This window comes from Lichenihabitans psoromatis (assembly GCF_004323635.1).
In the GTDB taxonomy this organism is placed as follows: Bacteria; Pseudomonadota; Alphaproteobacteria; order Rhizobiales; family Beijerinckiaceae; genus Lichenihabitans; species Lichenihabitans psoromatis.
Genome location: NZ_CP036515.1, coordinates 1,978,353 through 1,997,301, shown reverse-complemented (window position 1 = coordinate 1,997,301; position 18,949 = coordinate 1,978,353). Strand labels below are relative to the sequence as shown.

The following is an 18,949-nucleotide window of genomic DNA, read 5'->3' as shown; positions in this document are numbered from 1 at the left end:
AGCCGCCGCGCAATTCAATATCGAGCCGAGACGACTTACGAAACGCATGCCGCATCACCACGCTGGAAAGCCTCCTCCGATGAGACGAACCGATGGCTTAGTCACGATCGCGGTCGCGCTGGTCTGGTTCGCGCTCGACGTTTCGATTGCGAGAGCCGAGATACCCCTCCCCGGGAAACTCGCGGGGGCTTTCGTGGCCTGGGGACCAGAGGGTCGCGAAAGCAATATGGCGCTGTGGGAAGCGCGGCTCAATCGGCCACTTTCATCGGTGCCGGCGCTCGACTATTTCGGCAAATCCACCTGGGACAGCTTCGGCGAGACGGCCTTCTTGCCGGCCCTCTGGAAAGCCGCCAATCCGACCCGCCGGATGGTGTGGTCAGTGCCGTTGACCATGAAGGGAACGCCGCTTTCCGATGTCGCAGCGGGGCTCCACGATCCCGAATTCCGGCAAGCCGCCATGGCGATCGCTGCGGCACAACCCAGCGCCGTGATCCGCTTCGGCTGGGAGATGAACGACAAGCAGACCGCGTGGTTTGCCGGGCCGGATCCGCAAGCCTATGTGGCGGCCTTCCGCCATGTGGTCGCGTTATTTCGCGCCGTCTCGCCCCGCTTTCGCTTCGATTGGTGTCCGAGTTGGGGGGCGCAAGATATGGCGGCCGACCTGGCCTATCCAGGCGATGACGTGGTCGATACGATCGGGCTCGACGTCTATGATTACGCCGACCACAAAAGTCCCGAGGCACGCTGGACCGCAAGCGTGCTGGAGGCCCCGTTCGGTTTGACCTGGCAACGCGATTTCGCGCAACGACACGGCAAGGACATGAGCTATGCCGAATGGGGCGTCGGGCAGGCCGGCGATAACCCCTCTTTCGTGCAGCACATGACGGACTGGTTCCGCCAGAACCAAGCCCACATCGCCTTCGCGATCTATTTCGACATCGCCGGCGGCGCCTGGCCGAGCCAAATCGACGACGGCACATTCCCGCGGTCGCAAGCCCTGTTCATGCGCCTCTACGCCCTGCCCTGAGCGCCAGCCCACATTTTAGCGCGATCGCATCCGGCTCCACTGCCGCTCGAACCACAGCGCAACGCGCTCAAGGCGCGGCTTCAAGGGCGGGAAATCCTCTCCAAGAAGCGCGAAGCCAAGGGGCAGCATCCAGAGCCCGAGAACCGGCAGGATCGACAGACACCCGCCGAGGATGAACAAACATCCAGCGACCAAACGCAGCCAGCGCCGCGACGGCACACGGAGCCATTCGACGCCTCGCCTGACACGATCCGGCAGCAGCGTGAGCGAGCGGCTGACCCGGTCGTCCCAGGCGGCCGACAAATCCGTTGCAGGGCTGCGGTCCGGATCAACCTCCGACTGAAAGCCGACGGGGGACGCAGAAACCGGGGCCACCGCGTGGCCCCGGTCGAGATCGTTAGCGGTCAACGGTCATCGGCTCCGCCATCGTGCCAGGACCGTCCGAGCCGGGCCTCGTCGGGGCGCCCCAACATGGACTTGATTTCGGCGAGTTGACGATACTCGGCCGGGTGGGCCACGCCGTCAGCCGGAATGATCTCGCGACAGGCCGCTATGATCGTGCTGACGGCGTCGCGGCGATTGGCGACAGCCATCAGTTTTTCGCGGGCGATCTGCTGGGCGACTTCCGGATCGAGCCTGAAATTCGCTTCGTGGACAGCGGCCTCGTCGGCGATATCGTGGCGCGACAAGATCGACATCGCCGGGTTGCCTCGCAGGATCGAAAACATCCTTTGCCGTTCGGCGGCAGCAACTTCACCGTCGGCATGCGCCATCAGCGCGTAGGCGGCGACGAGCGCCTCCATCAGATCGGCGGCCCGCGACAGGGCCGCTTCCGCTGCGACCGATTGATGATCGCGGCCATTGCCTGCTTTGTTCAAGATCTCTGACAAACAAGTCCTCCATGGAAGCACGAGTTTCCGCGCTAAAGAACCAATCTGGTCAAGTCATGGGAAAGATGTCGCCAGACCCGATGCAGATTGGCAAACCCGATTGCGGGTTTCGCGCAGTCTGATCCGACATCGCGCAGTCGAAACTTCGACATACGCCAGAGGGGCCCGGATCAACAGTCAGAATGTCGCAGCGTTTCTTGTCCGAATCATGGTCTCGTCCCAGCGATCTTGCGGCGGCGGCGTGACCCTTGTCGGGCATCTCAGTCGAGGACGGCCGGACGAAACTGGAAAGTCTCGAATCGCCCCAGAGCGTCCTCGACAAGCGCCTTGTGGCGTTGCGGCGAGCCCAGGCCGACCCACGTCCATTGCTGGATCAACAAAGCTCGCTGCTCCCGGTCGGTTTTGAGATCGATCACGGCCACGACCTCGTCCCCGACCAGAACCGGCAGAGCAAAATAGCCGAAGATGCGTTTCTGCTTCGGCACATAAGCCTCGAAGCGGTGATCGTAGCCGAAGAACAGCTTCAGTCGTTTGCGCTGGATGATCAGCGGGTCGAAGGGCGAGAGGATGTGGGTGAGGTCTCGATCCGGACGAGGCGGCTCGAGCGCGGCTGGTTCGGCCCAATGCTGGGTTTTGCCCTCGCCCTCGATCACAACCGGCACCAGCGTGCGCCGTTTGACTCGCGCCGCGATCAGGGCAGCAATCTCTGGTTTGCGCTTGGCATCGAGGTGGCAGATCGACTCGAGGCTGACGAGCCCTTGCGACCGAAGCGCGCGGTCGAGCAGATAAGCCGCGATCTGACGCTCTGTGGCGGGCTTCGGCAAGGCATCCCAGCCAAAATGACGCGGTGTCAGATCATAGGTTTTCAGCATGCCGACCCGTTCGCTGATCGTCAGATCGCCGGCGTAGAAGGCCATCTGAAGCGCCCGCTTGGACGGTTTTCGGCTTGCCCAGGCATGATCCTTCTCGACCAGGACATCATCCTCGATATCGCGGATCGTCAGGGGGCCGCCGGTTTGGATCAAGGTCAGAACCTTCCGCATGTCCTCCCGGCTGACCGTTTCAAACCAGGTTTTCGGGTCCCGCTTGTGCTGCCTCATCGCCGGCACGAAAAACCGCATGTCTGCTGTCGGCACATAGGACAGGGCATGGGTCCAATATTCGAATGATGTTTTTTCGATCGTCTGCGCTCGATGCAGGTGCCCGCGCCGGTAATCCGGGATCCGGCTCCACAGAATGTGGTGATGGCACCGCTCGATGACGTGAATGGTATCGATCTGCACATAACCGAGATGGTCGATCGCGGCCTGAGTCGCTGCAGCGCCCGAGCCGAACGGAGCGGGACCATCAAGCCTCTGCGCGTGAAGCCATATGCGGCGCGCGAGCGACTGATCGAGGGCGATGGGCGTCATTGGTGTGCGCGGCATGAGCGATCGACCGGACCGTGATGAAGCGGTTTCCGTCGGCCGCATCCTTCACACTCCCATGATTCTCTCTTTTGAACGAAGAGCGGCCGGACTCCAGTGCGCGCGATCAGGTGACATCCGCGCTGTCGACGATGATCGGAGCTCGCTCTGTCATGCGTTTGCAGCATTTTGGCCTGGAAAACATGCTCGCCTAAAAAGCATGCAGTTAAAATTAGTGCCTAATTATTGCTCTTTACGCTGTATGAAGTGCCATAATGTTGAAAATATATGAAAAACGTCATGCTAAATCATCATAACTGGTGTGAGAACTCGTCTGTGTTGCGCCGCACCAATGAGGCTTACATAGGGTCAGAACAATCGGACCAGACGGTTTAGACCGAGGTCCGGCAAGACGAGTAAGAACCATGATCAAGGCCCTCTACGTTTCCTTCAAGAACTGGCGCAGCAGCCGCGATGCGATCACCGAATTGCATCGCCTGACCGATCGCGAACTGGACGACATCGGTCTGTCGCGCGGCGAAATCGAAGCAGCCGTCAAGACCGGCATTCGCATCTAAACAGAATGCCGACACGCGGCGGCGACGCCCTTGGGCGCGACGCCGCAGCGATTCGATGAAACAGAAAGCCAGGCGACTCGCGTCGACCTGGCTTTCTGTTGTCGATCTTATGGAGGCCACGACCGAAGCACGAGGCTCGATGATCGTGGCTGACGGCGTGGTCAGGCGGCTTTCTTCGGCCGTCCCCGACGCTTCTCGACACGACCGTCACGGTTTTCGGTCGACATCGCGTCGTTTGCCGGCGCCTGGATCGTTTCGAGAGCGGCAGCAACCGTCTCGCCGTTGCGCGGAACGCCGAGACCGCTTTCCTTCGCGAGCAACGACCGTGCGGCCGCATAGGCCGGCGCAACCATGGGGTAATCGCGCGGCAAGCCCCACTTGGCGCGATATTGATCCGGCGTGAGGCCGTAAGCGCTCTGTAGATGACGCTTCAACGATTTGAAGCTTTTTCCATCTTCGAGACAGATCAGATAGTCGTTCGTTACCGATTTTTTGATGGAGACAGCAGGTACCAAATCCTGCACAGGCTCTTTCGGCTGCTTCGGCGACGCAATCGCAGTCAGCGACGCATAAACCGTGGTGATGATATCGGAAACATCTCCCGCGTGGACTGCATTGTTGCTCACAAAAGCGGCAACGATATCTGCGGTCCATTCAAGGACTTGGTGTCGATCGAGGTTGGCCAATGATTTCTCCTTGCTTGCAGACAGCCTCTATTGGATGACGCATCAAATTGCAAGATAACAGAAAGTAATCGGCATCTTACGAGGCGCGTGGCTTGGGTGCGACACGTCGCAAGAACAGCGATGACTGGATGATGCGAACGAAAATCGACAGCGGCATCATGTCGACTGTGCCGCGCCTCGGCGAGCGTCGTTAATCTCTCGCTCGAAGAGTTATGCTATGCATCGCACCAATCTCGAGAGTGCGATCGCCGTGTCGTTAGCGCTTCTCATTCAAAGGGCGAGCAGTCTTCTCGGGGTCGAGCCGCCATGTGGCTCGACCATATCCGATCCTGCTCAAGGGAGCGGTGATGCTGCAGCGAGCAGAATCGACGTCCACCAAGGCTTTCGGCCGATTAGGCGAGAGCATCGCCGCGCGTCGATTGCTGATGGGCATCCTGGCTGTTGGATTGCTGGCGATCTGTCTTGTCTTTGGTCTCGTCATGCACGATGCCCGCCGCGACGTCAGCAATGAGATCCAAAATGCCGCCGGAAATCTGGCATCGACAGTCGCGAGCGATGTCGATCGCAATCTTCAATTGATCGACGACGGCCTTCTGTCGATCACCAAATTGTGGAGCAATCCAGCCGTCCAGAACTTGGATCCGAAGCTGCGCGACCTCGTTCTCTTCGATAGCTGGCTTGCGTCGGATGAGAATGTCTCGATCGCTGTTCTCGACGACACGGGTTTCATTCGCGCCGCCTCCAAGGCTTCGATCCGCGCGACGAGCTCGTTTCAGGACCGAGAATATTTTCAAGTCCACAGCGGCACGAGAGATGTTGGTCTGTTTGTCAGCAAGCCCTTCGTCAGTCGTCTCACGGCCACATGGATGGTCGCTCTCAGCCGCCGCATCGATCATGCCGATGGCAGCTTTGGAGGTGTCGTGGTCGGCTACATCAAGCTGAGCTACATCACCACGCTCTACCAAGGATTGAACCTTGGTCCTGGCGGGGCCTCGACGCTGCTCCGAACCGATGGCACGATCATTCTTCGCGAACCTTTCGTGAACGCTGAAATTCGCCGCAATATCCGCAATGCCGATAATTTTGCGATTCTCAATTCGGCGCAAAAGGGACATTTCGAGGGGTTGTCGCCCATCGCCGGCGAGAGTCGAATCGTGTCGTTTCACCGGATCGGCTCGCTGCCGCTTATCCAGGTCGTCGAAATCCCGGGCGATGCCGCTTATGCGGCATGGTGGCGAAAGGCGCTGATCATCGGCGCTATCCTGGCGCTGCTCTGCATCGGCTGCCTGGCGCTTCTGATCTTGCTCAACGGAGAAATCGCGCGTCGTGCGGCTGTCGAAACGACCTTGGCTCGTCTGGCCGCAACGGACCCGTTGACCCAATTGGCCAATCGCAGGCGCTTCGTCGAAGCGCTGGATATCGAATGGCGACGCGGCATCCGGGATCGTTCTGAGCTGTCGCTTCTGATGATCGATGCGGACCACTTCAAAGACTTCAACGATTCCTTCGGGCATCAAGCGGGCGACGAATTGCTGAAGAAGTTTGCGACCTGCATGTCGAGCAATTTACGACGGCCGGCCGATCTTGCCGCCCGATACGGGGGTGAGGAATTCACCATCATTCTTCCGGCCACCGACGCAGCGGGCGCCTTTCAGGTCGCGGAAAACATTCGCGCATCGATCGCAAAGCTGCGGCACCCGCATGTCGCATCGGGCAACAAAACAGCGACGGTCAGCATCGGGATCGCGACCTGTCAGCCGACGCTTGGTACAGACAGCGACATCCTCATTGCGGCGGCCGACCAGGCGATGTATCGCGCCAAAGCCGACGGTCGAAATTGCTGCCGGGGCGATCGGCTCCTGAGCGCGGCTTAAAGTCGAACGCCATGCCGATGCTTGGCGACGCGCGCGACGCGCGCGATCTCCGCATCCCGTTCGTCGGCGCTCCATCCCAGGACGTCACCCGCCACCGTGGCGAGTTCCGTCAAAGCCTTGATGTCGAGGCGCCCGGAAAAGGCAATCGGCAGGCGGCGAAACACGAGATCGTCGAGGGTCACGACCTGTTCGTGCCGAACGATCCAGCGAATTTCGGCCTCGGTATAGCCGGGAAGGCTCGCCAGCGGCATCTCCGGAGAGCCATCGAACGATGCCAGCATGGCCTCCGCCGTGGTGCCATAACGGTCCAGCAGAACGCCGGCGCGCGCCGGCCCGATCCGGAAGGCCGCCGCAACGCCCGCGATCCAGCCCCGTTGTGCCGATGGCGTGATCGGATAGTCCCGACCTCCCCCGATCGGCTCGAAGGTCGTGTCGCGACGTCGCTGTCGTCCCACCAAGCCGAGCACGACATCGGTCGTATCGGCCGAGAAGGCGCGGAACGTCGTCCATTTGCCGCCGATCATCGACAGCACCGGAACGCTGCCGCCGGGCAACATATCGCGCGCCAATGAGTGATCGCGGCTGATCTCGCCCGGATCATCGACCTGAGCCGCCGGCAGCGGGCGGATGCCCGTGTAGCGGTAGACGATCTGCTCTCGGGTGACAGACAAATCCGGGAACACCTCGCCCAGCATGCCGAGCATGTAATCCGCCTCGCTATCGTCACAGACGACATCGTCCGGATTATCGGCCTTGATGTCGGTCGAGCCGATCAGCGCGCGGCCGAAGAACGGATAGACGAGGCAGATCCGGCCATCGGAGGAGCCGAAATAAATCATGTGACCGTCGATCTGGCGGACCAGTTCGGGATTGTCGACGACGAGATGCGACCCCTTGGTGCCGCCGATATAGGCCTTGTTGAGCCCCACCGCGTGGTTGACCTGATCGATCCACGGCCCGGCCGCATTGACCACGACCTTCGGCTCGACCGCGCTGGCGGCACCGGTGACCTGATCGGTGAGGAGAATGCGACCGTCGGCAAGCCCCGTGACCGCCACGTGGTTCAGCGCCCGCGCACCAGGATGAGCCTTCTGCCCATCGACCACGAGCTCGTAGCAGAGCCGTTCGGCCTGAGTGACGCTCGCATCGTAATAGGTCGAGGCTGCCACGATCGATGGATCGAGCTTCGGAAAGCGCCGCCGTGCCGCGGCTTGGAGCATCACGCCATGACGCGGCATGACGCGGTGCTTGCGACCGAGCCAATCGTAGATCGCCAGCCCGACCTCCACGATCAATAAGCCTCGATCCGCCATTTTGGCCTTGCGCCCTAAAAAGCGTTTGATCGAGGGCAGCAGGCCGCCCGCATAGGACCTGATCGGGACCATGGTCGGCAGCGGCTTGACGAAATGCGGCGCGTTGCGGAGCAGCAAATTGCGCTCGCGGGTCGATTCAGCGACGAGCCGGAACTCGCCCGTTTCAAGATATTTCAGCCCGCCGTGAATAAGGCGCGAGGGCGCCGCGCTGGTGCCGCCGCACCAATCGCCTTTGTCGACCAACAGGCAATCGACGCCCTGCAGAGCGAGATCCCGGAATGTGCCGGCACCGTTGATCCCGGCGCCGACGATCAGCACCGGTACTTTCGGATCGGCCGTCAAACGGCGCAGTGTCTCGGCACGGACCGCATGCGGATCAGGGTGGGTCATGAGCGACCGTCTCGGCTGGAGGTCATCGGTCCGGCGCTGCCGGCCATCTCGGCCCAGAGTGGTCGAACGGCCTCAACCAAGGCGCTGTAGCGCGCATAGCGCTGGCTGAGCAGGGCGTGCCGTTCGGGATGCGGCTCGTAACGCGCGGCGGTACGGCAACAGGCCATGGCGGCCTCCGGCAGCGATCCATAGAGCCCGACGCCGACGCCGGCCGCCATCGCGGCACCGAGCGCACTCGCCTCCGGTGCTTCGGCGATATCGACCGGCAGACCGAGCACATCGGCGAAAAATTGTGCGAAACGCGGGACTGACGATCCGCCGCCGGTCACACCCGCGCGGTGGATCGGGAAACGGGACGCCAGAGCATCGGCGTGAAAGCGGTGATTGAACACGGCACCCTCCATCACGGCACGCAGCATATCGGCCCGTGTATGCCAGGAGCGCAGGCCGAAGAAGCTGGCACTCGCCGGCCCGTTATAGGGCGATCCATAGAGAAAGGGATGAAACAGCGGCGCATCCGCCGTCGCGGCGACCGCGAGATCGGCGTCGAGGCGGGTCCAGATCGATGGCCCCCCAAGCCGCGCGTCAAGCTCCGCCGCGTAGCCTTGGCGCAGAAACCAATCCACCGTGTTGGACGATGCGGGCGAGATCGACATGTTCATCCATTGGCCGAGCCGCAATCCGGCGCGGGCCGACCAGCGCGGATCGGAGACGAGATGATCCGATAGCGTTTCGTTGATGCTGAAGGTGCCGGCCGTGATCGAGAGGACGCCCGCCTCGAGATTGCCGAGCCCGACCGCTCCCGCCGTCACGTCGTGCAACCCACCCGACACGGGTGTTCCTGCCAGGAGGCCGGTAATGGCGGCGGCCTCCTGAGTGACCACACCGATGCGGCCGCAACTCGGCAGGATGGGGGGAAGCGCTCCGCCAAGATCATCGAGCCCGAACAGATGGAGGATCGCGGGGTCGTAGGCTTGCGTGAGCGGATCGGTGAAAGCCGTGCTCGCATCGGTCGGGTCCGTCGCCACGACGCCGGTCAGACACAGTCGAAGCCAATCCTTGCAGAACAAGACATGACCGATCCGGCCGTAGCGTTCCGGCTCATGCCGCTTGATCCAGGCCAGGAGGGCCGTCGCCGCAAAGCAGGACGGTCGTTGCGCCGTCAGGCGCAGGGCTTCCTCAAGCCGACCATCGCGTTCCCAACCGGTGACGATCCGATGCGCCCGACTATCAACCGATTGGATGCCGGCGCCGAGAGGCGTGCCCGCTCTGTCGATCAGGTAAAGCCCGTCGCCATGACCCGTGACGCCGACACAGGAGATTGCGCCCGGATCGATGCCGGACTGTTGCAACACATCTCGAATGGCTCCCGCCGCAGCGGCCCACAGGCTCGGCATGTCCTGCTCGACGTGACCCGGCAAAGGCGTGCGCGGATCCGTCCTCCCGGTCCCGGTCGCGACCGTCCGGCCCGCTGGATCAAACAGGACCGCTTTGATGGCGGTGGAGCCGCAATCGAGCCCGAGCAGCATGCGTTCCCCTTTCCCGACGACCAAATCACTTATATCGCCCGACGAGCGCGACGGTGTATTTTGCTTGACGTGTAACATCGCAATGTTACGTTTGTCCTAGAGAATGTGATTTATACACTCTGGCTCGAAAAACGTCACACCAGATGACGATGCCAGCGAGGAAACGTTGTGATGGATCAGCGATCAGCCGATCAGCCGAAGCAGGAGGAACGACCCACCTCTCACGCCGCCACGCCGGACGCGCTCCCGTCTGGTCCGGCGCTGGCGTTCAATGGCCTGTTCAAAGGCTTCGACGGAATCCCGGTGCTGCGCGACATCACGGCTCGGTTCGAGCCGGGCACCGTCAACGTGCTGGCGGGCGAGAACGGGGCCGGCAAATCAACCCTGTTCAAGATCATATCGGGCCAACTCGCGCCCGATAAGGGGATCCTGACCATCAAGGGCGTGCCGGTCTACGTCTTCGATCCGCGCCACGCCCAGCAGCTCGGCGTTTCCATCATCCCGCAGGAATTGCTGCCCATCCCAGACATGAAGGTGTGGGAGAACCTGATGATCGGGCGCGAGAAGACGTCTGTGTTCGGCTTCCTGCGTCGCGGCGACATGGTGGCCGAGGCGCGTCGTCTGCTCGAGGAATTCGGTCTCGACATCGACCCGCAGGCCTCGATGCGGCGCCTCGGTGTGGCCTCGACCCAGATGATCGAGATCATCAAGGCCACCTCCCGCGACAGCAGCATCGTGCTCATGGACGAGCCGAGTTCCTCGCTCAGCACGCGCGAAACCGAGCAGCTGTTTCGCGTGATCCGCGTCATGCGCTCACGCGGAGCCTGTATTCTTTACACAAGCCATCGCATGGAAGAGATCGAGCAGATCTCCGATACGGTCGCGATCATGCGGGATGGGGCCTTCATCCGGCACGACCCGACCAGCGCCCTGACGGAGCGGCAGATCATCGCCGACATGGTCGGGCGCGACGTCCCGGATCTGTTTCCGGACCGTAAGCTCTCACGCTCCGACCGTACGGTTCTGGAGGTGCAGGACCTGCGGGTCGCAGGTTACGGCGCATCGACCTCGTTCAGCGTGAAGGCGGGCGAGATCGTCGGCCTTGGCGGCCTCGTCGGCGCCGGCCGCAGCGAATTGCTTGAAGGTCTGTTCGGGCTGCGGCGCGCCACCGGCTCGGTTTCGGTCGATGGCCAACCGTTCGGGCTCGGCAATCCCGCGGCCTCGATCCGGCGCGGCCTCGCCATGGTGCCGGAGGATCGCAAGCTCGCAGGCGTCCTGACGTCGCTGTCGATCCTCGACAATGTGACGCTGCCGCATCTCGATCGGTTCACCAACGCGGCCGGTTTCGTCGACCATGCGGAGCGCCGTACCCGCACGCTGGACGTGCTGGGGCGCACCCGGGTCAAATATTCCAAGCTGACGCAGACGCTCTCTCATCTCAGCGGCGGCAATCAGCAGAAGATCGCGATCGCGCGCTGGCTCGTGACCGGTACGCCGAAGCTGCTGATCCTCGACGAGCCGACGCGCGGCATCGACGTCGGAGCCCGGAGCGAAATCTACAAACTCGTCCAGGAACTTGCCGATAGTGGTGTCGCGGTTCTGCTCGCCTCCTCCGACATGCCCGAACTCATCAATCTTAGTCATCGCATTTTGGTGATGCGCGGCGGCGCCATCGCGGGCGAGTTGTCCCGCGACGAGGTGAGCCAGGAAGCCATCCTGCGTTTCGCCATGGGAAAGACCAAACATGCAGCCTAGCGACGCTCCCGTTTCGACGGCCGCCCTGACGGTCCCCATGGCGCCGCCGTCGCGCTTCAACCTGCGCGACCTGTTGCTGCGCTACGCGCTCGTGCTGATCCTCATCGTCTTCGTCGGCGTGCTCGGCGTCTCGAACGGCAGCTTCTTTACACTCTCGAACTTCAACGTCGTTCTGCTGCAGGTTTCGACCAATGCGCTGCTGGCGACCGGGGCCACCTACGTGATCCTGACCGGAGGCATCGACCTGTCGGTCGGCAGCGTCGTCGGGATGGCGGGCGTCGCGGCCGCCCTGGTGGCGCAGCGGGATGGCGTCGGCTTCACGGTGGCGGCGGTGCTGACCGGCGTGCTGGCCGGCGGCGCGATCGGCCTCACCAATGGTTTGCTGGTGGCGGTCGCCCGCGTACCGGCCTTCGTGGCGACGCTGGGCACGATGACGATCGCGCTCGGCATCGCCTACGTCCTGAGTGACGGCCAGCCGATTTCCGGCCTGTCCGACCCGTTCCTTGCGGTCAGCGGCGACATCTATGGGTTCCCCGTGCCGGTGCTTCTGATGATCCTGGCGGTGCTCGGCTCGTGGATCCTGCTGTCGCGAACCCGCCTTGGCATGCACATCTACGCGACCGGCGGCAACCCGCAGGCGGCGCGGGTCGCGGGTGTCGATCTCCGCGGTATCCGGCTGACGGTCTATACATTATCGGGGTTGCTGGCCGGGTTAGCCGGCGTCGTGCTGGCCTCGCGCGCCACCGCCGGGATCTCGACCACCGGCGCGGGTTACGAGCTCAATGCCATCGCGGCCGCCGTCATCGGCGGCATCAGCCTCATGGGCGGTCGCGGCAGCATCTTCGGCACGGTGTTCGGCTTCATGATTATCGGCGTGCTCGATAATGGCCTGAACATCCTGAACGTTTCGCCCTTCTACCAGCTCATCATCAAGGGCGTGATCATCATCGGAGCGGTCTTCATCGACTCCACCCTGAATCGGAAAGACGACTGATCGTCTGACCGTGGACGACCCAAAAAAACACTGGAGGAAACATCGAATGACGCATTCAAGGCGCAGCGGCTTGGCCGCGCTTCTTCTGGCGGGCGTGGCGACCCTGATGGGCGCGCCGGCTCAGGCCGACAAAGCTCACCCCACGATCGGCTTCACGGTCTATAACATGACGTCCTTCATCGCCTGGGGCAAACAAGGCGCCGAGGCCGTCGCCAAAGCCGGCAACGCGACGTTGTTGTGGCAGAGCGCGAAGGACGACGTGAATACGCAGATTTCGCAGATCCAGCAGTTCATCAACCAAAAGGTCGATGCGATCGTCATCGTTCCGGTGAACTCCTCCACGCTCGGTCCGCAGATCGATCAGGCCGTCAAGGCCGGCATTCCGGTCTTCGCCACCAATGCCAGCATTTCGGGTCCGGCCGCCAAGCAGCTCGTCGCCTATCTCGGGCCGGACGATGTCGCAGCCGGCGAACAGGAGGCTCAGGCGGTCGTCGACGCGCTCAAGGGCAAGGGCAATGTCGTGGTGCTGCAGGGCCCCATCGGCCAATCCGGCGCGACGGACCGCACAACCGGCGTGCAGAACATCCTGGCCAAGAACACCGGCATCAAGGTCCTGGCGATGCAGACCGCCAACTGGGACCGGACGCAGGGTTATAAGCTGATGCAGGATTGGCTCTCGCGCTATGGCCAGGACATCAATGGCGTGATCTCCGAAAACGACGATATGGCGATCGGTGCCGTGCAAGCCCTCAAGGAAAAGGGCATGAACGGGAAGATTCCCGTTTCCGGCGTCGACGGCATCAAGGATGGCCTCCGCGCCCTCCGTTCGGGCGACATGGTCCAGACCAATCTGCAAAATGGCGCGCTCGAACTCGGCGAAGCCATGCAGGTCGCGATCGACTACCTGAATGGCAAGAAGCCGCCGGCCCTCATGATGCTGAAAATGCCCGGCATCACCAAGGCTTCGGTGGATAAGTATTACGACCAGTTGTTCGACCATTCCGACAAGTTCATCGAAGGCTTGCCGGAGCTGGTGAAGCAGAACCTCGCCTCGGGCGACTATGCCAACCAGTAAACACTAGCCTAGCCGGGGGCGCATTCTGTGTCCCCGGTGCCGACCTGAACTGGAGCTAGCCTTGCCGACGAGCGCGGCGGACCCTCTCACCTCCGACCCGGCCCGTGGCGCACGCGCGATCGAGAACCGGCGCAAGCTGATGCTCGAGCAGATCATCCGCTCGGGCTCGGCGCAGGTCGACGAATTGGCGTCCCGCTTCGGCGTCAGCCGCATGACCATCCATCGCGACCTCGATGCCCTGGCCGAACAAGGCATGGTTCGCAAACAGCACGGCGGCGTGACGCTGCACGAGTCGAGTTCGGTCGAGAGTAGTTTCGGCTATCGCTCGCATCTCGCCGAGCGGCAGAAGACCGCCATCGCTCGCGCGGCGGCCGCGCTGGTCCATCCCGGTCAGACGTTGTTGCTCGACGAATCGACCACCACCCTGATGATCGCGCCGCATTTGTCCCGCCTGACGCCCTTGACGGTGATCACCAACGGCCTCGCCATGATCGACCGGCTGAAGGAAGCGCATGGCATCAAGCTGATCGCGCTCGGCGGAACCCATAATGCGCGGCTGAACGCGTTTTTCGGGCTCACCTGCGAGACCGTCATCGCGACGCTGCGCGCCAACACGGTTTTCATGTCGACCTCCGCCGTTTTTGGCGGCGTCGTCTTTCATCAGGACGATGAGGTGTTGAAGATCAAACGCGCCTTGATGAGCGTCGCCGACCGTAGGGTCCTGATCGTCGATAGCAGCAAGTTCGGCGTCACGGCTCTGAACCGGCTGATCGGTCTCGACGCCTTCGACGACGTCATCACCGACGATGGACTGCCGGAGGCCGAGCGACAACGCCTTCGCGACCAGAAGGTCAACCTGACCGTCGTGCCGTGCTGATCACCCGCGCCTGACATCTCCACCACGTCACCGAACCAGAAAGGAAACTTCGTGTCCGACGACTTCACCTTCGACAAGGCCTTTTCGCTGACCGGCAAGACCGCGGTCGTGACCGGCGGCGCGAGCGGCATCGGTCTCGCGATCGCGACTCTGTTTGCCGAACGCGGCGCGCGGCTGGCCCTCATCGACCGTGACCCAAAGGTCGCCGCCGCCGCCGCCGCGCTCGTAGGACACGGTCATCTTGGGATCGAGGCGGATGTCGCGGAGGATGGCGCGCCCAAGCAGAGCATCGATCGGATCGCGGCGGAGTTCGGCCGCATCGATATCCTCGTCAACAATGCCGGAGTCGCGCGCCTTGCGCCTGCCGAGGAGGCGACCCGCGCCGATTGGGATCTCACGATGCAGATCAATCTGACGGCGCCCTTCCTGTTTTCGCAGGCGGCGGGCCTGCACATGCTGAAGCAGGGCTCCGGCCGCATCATCAATCTGGCGTCACAGGCCGCCTCGGTGGCGCTGCAATCCCATGTGGCCTACTGCACCAGCAAGGCCGCGATCGTCGGCATGACCAAAGTGCTGGCCTTGGAATGGGGCCCGAAGGGCATCACGGTCAACGCCATCAGCCCGACCGTCGTCGAGACCGAACTCGGGCGCAAGGCTTGGGCCGGTGACATCGGCGAGGCCATGAAGAAGCTCATTCCGTCTCGCCGCTTCGCCCAACCGGAAGAGATCGCGCTTGCGGCGTTTTATCTCGCGACCCCGGCCGCCGCGATGATCAATGGCGCCGATCTCGCCATCGACGGCGGCTACACCATCCAATGACAACGAGGACCTCAGCATGAACCGGATCATCAACGATCCCGATAACGTCGTCGAGGATGCGCTCGTCGGCCTCACGGCAGCGCATGCGGATCTTCTCGCCCGCACCAGCCATAACCGGGTCATCCGCGCCGTCGCGGTCCCGCAGCAGGGCCGCGTCGGCATTGTGACGGGCGGCGGATCGGGCCACGAGCCCGCTTTCGTCGGCTTCGTCGGCCCGGGGCTCGTCGATGCCGTCGCGATCGGCGAGGTTTTCGCATCCCCGACCGCCCGCGCCTTCGAGGCTGCCTTCAAGGCGGCGGATGGCGGGCGCGGCGTCGCTTGCCTCTATGGCAATTACGCCGGCGACAACATGAACGTCAAAATGGCGGTACGGCTGGCCGAACGCGAGGGGCTGACCGTCAAGACCGTCGTGGCCAATGACGACGCGGCCTCGGCCCCGGTGGACCAGCGATCAAAGCGGCGCGGCGTGGCCGGCGAGGTGTTCATGTGGAAAGCGGCGGCGGCGCTGGCCGCTGAGGGCGCCGATCTCGACGCCGTGATCGCGGTCGCCCAGAAGGCGATCGACAACACCCGCAGCGTCGGCATCGGCCTGTCGGCGTGCACGATCCCGGCCGCTGGCAAGCCGAATTTCATCATCAAGGACGGCGAAATGGAGGTCGGTATCGGCCATCATGGCGAGCCGGGCATCGCGGTGATGCCGACCAAGCCCGCCAAGGATATGGCGGCCCTGATGCTCGACACCATCGTGCCGGACCTACCGTTCGAGCGCGGCGACGAGGTTGCGGTGCTGGTCTCGGGCCTCGGCGCGACGCCCGTCATGGAGCTCTACATCCTCTATGGGCACGTCGTCGAAATCCTGGCGAGCCATGGGATCACGATCCGGCATCGCTTCATCGGCAATTACTTCACCTCGCTCGAGATGATGGGCGCCTCGATCACCGTGACGCGGCTCGATGCGGAACTCGACCGCCTGATCGCCGCCCCGGCGCATTCGATCGGCTTGACCGTGACAGGAGCTCAATAATGGCCGACAGCGTCGATCTCAAAGCCGCCGGACCCATCCTCGACGATATGGTCACGGCCATTGTGGCCCATGCGGCCTATCTCAGCGAACTCGATGGGGCGACCGGCGACGGGGACCATGGCGTCAACATGAGCAAGGGTTTCCGCATGACGGGCCAGAAGCTCGCGGCATCGCCGCAGAGCCTCGGCGATGGCTTCGCGACCTTGGCCGAAACGTTGCTGGACGAGATCGGTGGATCGATGGGGCCGCTCTACGGCAGCTTCTTCCTCGACATGTCGACCTTCCTGAAGGGCAAGACGAGCCTCGACCGGGACGACTTCGGGCGAATGCTGCACAAGGGCATCGCGGCCGTGACCGATCTCGGCGAAGCCAAACCGGGCGACAAATCGCTGGTGGACGTGCTCGCCCCGGCTTCGGCCGCGTTCGATGCGGCGGCGGCGCGCGGCGAGACCTTCGCGGCTTGCCTCACGGCGCTCGAGACGGCCGCCGATGCGGGCTTTGAATCGACCCGCGACATGGTGGCGAAGATCGGCCGGGCCAGCCGCCTCGGCGAACGGTCGCGCGGCTTCCACGATGCGGGCGCGGCCTCCTGCCGGCTGCTGCTGCGTGCCTTGGCCGAGGGGCTGAAGCAACGATTGTAAACGACGCGTCGTCCGCGATGTTGTTTGTCGTGCCGATCGACGCGCGGCGGGAACTCGCGACGGGGCATGGTCATTCGGTTGTGGCTCAGGCACAGCTATAAGCCTCCAGCCCAACCGAGGACCTCTCCATGACTCATCCCCTTCCGCGACGGTTTCCGATTGGGGCGGAACTCGTGCCGGATGGCGTGTCGTTCCGGGTCTGGGCGCCATCGCACCAGCGTGTGTCGGTGGTGCTCGATGGTGGCGAGCATCCGCTCGCGGCCGACCAGGACGGCTACTTTGCCGGAACGCTCGCGGGCCTCGCGGCTGGCGCGCGCTACCGGTTCCGGCTCGACGATGATGCCATGCTATATCCCGATCCCGCCTCGCGCTTTCAGCCTGAGCGCCCGACGGGACCCTCGCAGGTCATCGATCCCGCAGCTTTCGGCTGGACCGATCAGGCGTGGACCGGCCTGACCATCAATGGTCAGGTGCTGTACGAAATGCATATCGGCACCTTCACGCCAGAGGGAACCTGGGCCGCCGCCGCCAAGAAGCTGCCGTTCCTCAAGGATGTCGGCATCACGGTCGTCAACATGATGCCGGTCAACGACTTTCAGGGCCGCTTCGGTTGGGGCTACGACGGCGTCGACCTGTTCGCGCCGACCCGTCTATACGGCGAGCCCGACGACCTCAGAGCGTTTGTCGACGCGGCGCACAGCATCGGCCTCGGCGTGATCCTCGACGTCGTCTACAACCACATCGGACCCGACGGGAATTTCCTCAACACCTTTGCCAAGGACTACTTCACGGATCGGCATAAGACTGATTGGGGCGAAGCGCTGAATTACGACGGACCCAACGCCCATGGCATGCGCGATCTCACGATCAGCAACGCGGCCTATTGGATCGCCGAATATCATTTCGACGGTCTTCGCCTCGACGCGACACAGAACATCTACGACGATTCCGCCGATCACGTCGTCGCGGCGCTGGGTCGAGCGGCCCGGTCCGCGGCCGGATCACGATCGATCATCATCGTGGCCGAGAACGAGCCGCAGAACACCGATCTTGTTCGTCCCGCCGAGGCGGGCGGCTTCGGGCTCGACGCGGTGTGGAACGACGATCTGCATCATTCGGCGATGGTGGCGGCCACGGGACGGAGCGAATTCTACTATAAGGATTACGAGGGCAGTCCGCAGGAGCTGATCTCGGCCGCCAAATACGGTTATCTGTTCCAAGGCCAGATCTACGGCGCCTCCGGGGAGGCGCGGGGCACCCCGGCGCTCGACCTCAACCCCGACGCCTTCGTGACCTTCACGCAGAACCACGACCAGGTCGCCAATTCGGCTCGTGGTTTGCGTCTGCATCAGGTGACGAGCCCGGCCACGGCCCGCGCCATCACGGCTTTTTCGATCCTGATGCCCGGCACGCCGATGCTATTTCAAGGGCAGGAATTCTGGGCCTCGGCGCCGTTTCGCTATTTTGCCGATCACCATCCCGACCTCGCCAAATTGGTGCGGGCCGGACGGCATCAGTATCTGGCGCAGTTTCCAAGCCTCGCGACGCCGGCCAGTCAGGCCCAATTGCCCGATCCAGAATCGCTGAAGACCTTCGAGATCTGCAAGCTCGATTGGAGCGAGGTGGAGCGCAATGCCGAAATTCTCGACATGCACCGCGACCTGTTGCGGCTGCGGCGCGACGACCGGGCCTTCAACTCGCATCACCGCCCGGCGGCCGATGGCGCCGTTCTGGCCCCCCATGCTTTTCTGGTGCGTTTTTTGGAGCGGGACGGAGACGACCGGCTGATGATCGTCAATCTCGGCCGCGACCTCAACCGGCCGGGCTTTTCGGAACCGCTCGTGGCACCTCCGCGCGGCAAGGCCTGGGCGGTCCAGTGGTCGAGCGAAGACCCTGCTTATGGAGGGACAGGCACCCCTGACGTCGAGACCGCGAAAGGCTGGCATATTCCCGGCCAGTGCGCGATCGTGATGCGGCCCGTCGATCCGAAGGCAGCTTCGAGCATGCCGATCGACCCGCCGAGTTCTCCGGATGACCGGACCGGCAAGGCCGCGCCGCAGACCTGAGGTGA

The 18,949-nt window shown here is 63.1% G+C and carries 18 protein-coding genes; 11 read left to right on the top strand and 7 right to left on the bottom strand.

Translation table 11 applies throughout. From position 1 onward, the window contains the following. Positions 1–79 precede the first annotated feature (79 nt). Positions 80–1,027, top strand: a complete 948-nt coding sequence (locus EY713_RS09240; RefSeq protein WP_131114536.1) for a glycoside hydrolase family 26 protein — start codon at positions 80–82, stop codon at positions 1,025–1,027. Between the two features lie 15 nt (positions 1,028–1,042). On the opposite strand, the gene EY713_RS09235 is transcribed toward EY713_RS09240, so the two are convergent. From EY713_RS09235 to EY713_RS09225, 3 genes are all read right to left on the bottom strand, one after another. After that, positions 1,043–1,435, bottom strand: coding sequence for a hypothetical protein (locus tag EY713_RS09235; protein ID WP_245572952.1), 393 nt, complete (start codon positions 1,433–1,435; stop codon positions 1,043–1,045). Beyond that, positions 1,432–1,917 (bottom strand): TerB family tellurite resistance protein, encoded by a 486-nt coding sequence (locus tag EY713_RS09230; RefSeq protein WP_131114535.1) that lies wholly within the window; start codon positions 1,915–1,917, stop codon positions 1,432–1,434. The genes EY713_RS09235 and EY713_RS09230 overlap by 4 nt, the downstream gene beginning before the upstream one ends. Positions 1,918–2,177: 260 nt before the next feature. Next, positions 2,178–3,344: a winged helix-turn-helix domain-containing protein gene (locus EY713_RS09225; protein ID WP_210215324.1), complete on the bottom strand. Its 1,167-nt coding sequence runs from the start codon at positions 3,342–3,344 to the stop codon at positions 2,178–2,180. A gap of 404 nt (positions 3,345–3,748) precedes the next feature. On the opposite strand from EY713_RS09225, the gene EY713_RS09220 reads away from it, so the two are divergent. Further along, a complete protein-coding gene (locus tag EY713_RS09220; protein WP_131114534.1) occupies positions 3,749–3,901 on the top strand; it encodes a DUF1127 domain-containing protein in 153 nt (50 codons plus the stop codon). A 161-nt stretch (positions 3,902–4,062) separates the two neighbouring features. Here the strand turns inward: EY713_RS09220 and EY713_RS09215 are convergent, their stop codons facing one another. Further along, positions 4,063–4,587 (bottom strand): Ros/MucR family transcriptional regulator, encoded by a 525-nt coding sequence (locus EY713_RS09215; protein ID WP_131114533.1) that lies wholly within the window; start codon positions 4,585–4,587, stop codon positions 4,063–4,065. 392 nt (positions 4,588–4,979) lie between these two features. Further along, complete coding sequence (locus EY713_RS23555; protein ID WP_425374352.1) at positions 4,980–5,483, bottom strand: hypothetical protein; 504 nt, start codon at positions 5,481–5,483, stop codon at positions 4,980–4,982. Between EY713_RS23555 and EY713_RS09210 the strand changes: the two genes are divergently transcribed. Beyond that, a complete protein-coding gene (locus EY713_RS09210; RefSeq protein ID WP_425374351.1) occupies positions 5,454–6,461 on the top strand; it encodes a diguanylate cyclase domain-containing protein in 1,008 nt (335 codons plus the stop codon). The two genes, EY713_RS23555 and EY713_RS09210, sit on opposite strands and share 30 nt — an antisense overlap. Here the strand turns inward: EY713_RS09210 and EY713_RS09205 are convergent. Beyond that, the gene (locus tag EY713_RS09205; RefSeq protein WP_210215322.1) at positions 6,458–8,164 is read right to left on the bottom strand and encodes a glycerol-3-phosphate dehydrogenase/oxidase; all 1,707 of its coding nucleotides are present in this window, start codon (positions 8,162–8,164) and stop codon (positions 6,458–6,460) included. The two genes, EY713_RS09210 and EY713_RS09205, sit on opposite strands and share 4 nt — an antisense overlap. Next, entirely contained in the window at positions 8,161–9,693 is a 1,533-nt protein-coding gene (locus EY713_RS09200) for an FGGY-family carbohydrate kinase (protein WP_131114531.1), read from the bottom strand. Before EY713_RS09200 ends, EY713_RS09205 begins: the two co-directional genes overlap by 4 nt. A gap of 171 nt (positions 9,694–9,864) precedes the next feature. Here EY713_RS09200 and EY713_RS09195 point away from each other — a divergent pair, with 171 nt between their 5' ends. The 8 genes from EY713_RS09195 to treZ all read left to right on the top strand — a co-directional run bounded on the left by EY713_RS09195 (position 9,865) and on the right by treZ (position 18,944). Then, on the top strand, positions 9,865–11,448 hold the full coding sequence (locus EY713_RS09195) for a sugar ABC transporter ATP-binding protein (RefSeq protein WP_131114530.1): 1,584 nt from the start codon (positions 9,865–9,867) through the stop codon (positions 11,446–11,448). Continuing rightward, positions 11,438–12,442 (top strand): ABC transporter permease, encoded by a 1,005-nt coding sequence (locus EY713_RS09190; protein ID WP_207388228.1) that lies wholly within the window; start codon positions 11,438–11,440, stop codon positions 12,440–12,442. Before EY713_RS09195 ends, EY713_RS09190 begins: the two co-directional genes overlap by 11 nt. Positions 12,443–12,488: 46 nt before the next feature. Then, entirely contained in the window at positions 12,489–13,517 is a 1,029-nt protein-coding gene (locus EY713_RS09185) for a substrate-binding domain-containing protein (protein ID WP_131114529.1), read from the top strand. Between the two features lie 61 nt (positions 13,518–13,578). Further along, positions 13,579–14,394 carry a DeoR/GlpR family DNA-binding transcription regulator gene (locus EY713_RS09180; RefSeq protein WP_131114528.1) on the top strand — a complete coding sequence of 272 codons (816 nt, stop codon included), beginning with the start codon at positions 13,579–13,581 and terminating at the stop codon, positions 14,392–14,394. A 51-nt stretch (positions 14,395–14,445) separates the two neighbouring features. Beyond that, entirely contained in the window at positions 14,446–15,213 is a 768-nt protein-coding gene (locus EY713_RS09175; protein WP_131114527.1) for an SDR family oxidoreductase, read from the top strand. A 16-nt stretch (positions 15,214–15,229) separates the two neighbouring features. After that, the gene (locus tag EY713_RS09170) at positions 15,230–16,237 is read left to right on the top strand and encodes a dihydroxyacetone kinase subunit DhaK (RefSeq protein WP_131114526.1); all 1,008 of its coding nucleotides are present in this window, start codon (positions 15,230–15,232) and stop codon (positions 16,235–16,237) included. Beyond that, positions 16,237–16,878 (top strand): dihydroxyacetone kinase subunit DhaL, encoded by a 642-nt coding sequence (dhaL, locus tag EY713_RS09165; RefSeq protein ID WP_131114525.1) that lies wholly within the window; start codon positions 16,237–16,239, stop codon positions 16,876–16,878. The genes EY713_RS09170 and dhaL overlap by 1 nt, the downstream gene beginning before the upstream one ends. 128 nt (positions 16,879–17,006) lie before the next feature. Further along, positions 17,007–18,944, top strand: coding sequence for a malto-oligosyltrehalose trehalohydrolase (treZ, locus tag EY713_RS09160; protein WP_131114524.1), 1,938 nt, complete (start codon positions 17,007–17,009; stop codon positions 18,942–18,944). The last annotated feature ends 5 nt before the right edge of the window (positions 18,945–18,949 follow it).

Bases quoted from the DNA above. Each gene is read 5' to 3' on its own strand.
- EY713_RS09220 (WP_131114534.1), top strand. From the start codon at position 3,749: ATGATCAAGGCCCTCTACGTTTCCTTCAAGAACTGGCGCAGCAGCCGC.
- EY713_RS09200 (WP_131114531.1), bottom strand. From the start codon at position 9,693: ATGCTGCTCGGGCTCGATTGCGGCTCCACCGCCATCAAAGCGGTCCTG.
- treZ (WP_131114524.1), top strand. From the start codon at position 17,007: ATGACTCATCCCCTTCCGCGACGGTTTCCGATTGGGGCGGAACTCGTG.
- EY713_RS23555 (WP_425374352.1), bottom strand. From the start codon at position 5,483: ATGATCGATGCGGCGGCTGAGAGCGACCATCCATGTGGCCGTGAGACG.
- EY713_RS09210 (WP_425374351.1), top strand. From the start codon at position 5,454: ATGGTCGCTCTCAGCCGCCGCATCGATCATGCCGATGGCAGCTTTGGA.
- EY713_RS09185 (WP_131114529.1), top strand. From the start codon at position 12,489: ATGACGCATTCAAGGCGCAGCGGCTTGGCCGCGCTTCTTCTGGCGGGC.
- EY713_RS09195 (WP_131114530.1), top strand. From the start codon at position 9,865: ATGGATCAGCGATCAGCCGATCAGCCGAAGCAGGAGGAACGACCCACC.
- dhaL (WP_131114525.1), top strand. From the start codon at position 16,237: ATGGCCGACAGCGTCGATCTCAAAGCCGCCGGACCCATCCTCGACGAT.
- EY713_RS09225 (WP_210215324.1), bottom strand. From the start codon at position 3,344: ATGCCGCGCACACCAATGACGCCCATCGCCCTCGATCAGTCGCTCGCG.
- EY713_RS09190 (WP_207388228.1), top strand. From the start codon at position 11,438: ATGCAGCCTAGCGACGCTCCCGTTTCGACGGCCGCCCTGACGGTCCCC.
- EY713_RS09205 (WP_210215322.1), bottom strand. From the start codon at position 8,164: ATGACCCACCCTGATCCGCATGCGGTCCGTGCCGAGACACTGCGCCGT.
- EY713_RS09170 (WP_131114526.1), top strand. From the start codon at position 15,230: ATGAACCGGATCATCAACGATCCCGATAACGTCGTCGAGGATGCGCTC.
- EY713_RS09240 (WP_131114536.1), top strand. From the start codon at position 80: ATGAGACGAACCGATGGCTTAGTCACGATCGCGGTCGCGCTGGTCTGG.